Source organism: Neisseria sp. P0021.S007, assembly GCF_051956855.1.
This window is the reverse complement of record NZ_JBQCXA010000155.1, coordinates 1-1,042: the sequence shown is the minus strand read 5'-3', so window position 1 is coordinate 1,042 and position 1,042 is coordinate 1. Positions and strand designations below refer to the sequence as shown.

Sequence of the window (1,042 nt, the reverse complement as noted above, 5' to 3'; positions counted from 1 at the left end):
GTATGTTGATAGCCTGATTGGCGCCCATACCGTCAACACCGTTCCCGATGCGACACTCAAAGCCTTTATCGACCACGGCACCGCCCAAGCCACTTTGACAGAAGGTGTAGACGACGCCCAAGCGCAGCTTGCCGAAACCGCCAAACTCGGCATTGATGTTGAAACTTTGGCAACTCGTTTACAGGAAGACGGTTTGAAACAATTTGAAGAAGCCTTCGCCAACCTACTGGCTCCCTTGGCTTAAGCGGATTGAACGGGCGGCAAAGAAACTTAAATCATTTTGAAAAGTCTCAGGCCGTCTGAAACCCAAATTCGGGCGTGTACGGCACACCCTTTTCTATCACGATTTGAATACCGTGCAGGCATACTGCCCCTGCCCTACAAAACCACCCTGCCATGTATATAGGACGTTTTGCCCCCAGCCCTACCGGCCTACTTCATATCGGCTCCCTACTGACCGCCGTTGCCTCCTATGCTGACGCGCGCGCTCATCAGGGTAAATGGCTGGTCCGCATTGAAGACCTTGACCCCCCGCGTGAAATGCCCGGCGCCGCCGACGACATTTTGCGCACGCTTGAAGCTTTCGGCTTTGAGTGGGACGGCGAAATCGCCTATCAAAGCCGCCGTTACGACCTATATCAAGACACCCTCGACCGCCTTAAAGCAGCCGGGCTGGTGTATCCCTGCTATTGCAGCCGCAAAGACTGGCAGGCGGCGGCAACACATGGCGCAGACGGATTTGTGTATAACGGCCGTTGCCGCAATCCTCAGCAAAGACCCGACACGCAAAACAAAATGCCGGCATGGCGCATTCAAGTCCCCAATCGCGTGATCGGTTTTTCAGACGGCATTGTCGGACAATACGCACAAAATCTGGCACACGACATCGGCGATTTCGTCCTGCTTCGTGCCGACGGCTATTGGGCCTATCAGCTTGCCGTGGTTGCCGACGATGCCGATCAAGGCATAACGCATATTGTCCGCGGTCAGGACTTGCTCGTTTCCACGCCGCGCCAAATCTATCTGCAACAATGCCTCGGCG

The 1,042-nt window shown here is 55.1% G+C and carries 2 protein-coding genes; both read left to right on the top strand.

The window, feature by feature from the left end:
* Positions 1–244: transaldolase family protein (locus ACTHUR_RS11870; protein ID WP_440398706.1), on the top strand; the 244-nt coding region annotated here is incomplete at its 5' end.
* 152 nt (positions 245–396) lie between these two features.
* On the top strand, positions 397–1,042 hold a 646-nt coding region (gene gluQRS / locus ACTHUR_RS11865; protein ID WP_440398705.1), incomplete at its 3' end, for a tRNA glutamyl-Q(34) synthetase GluQRS.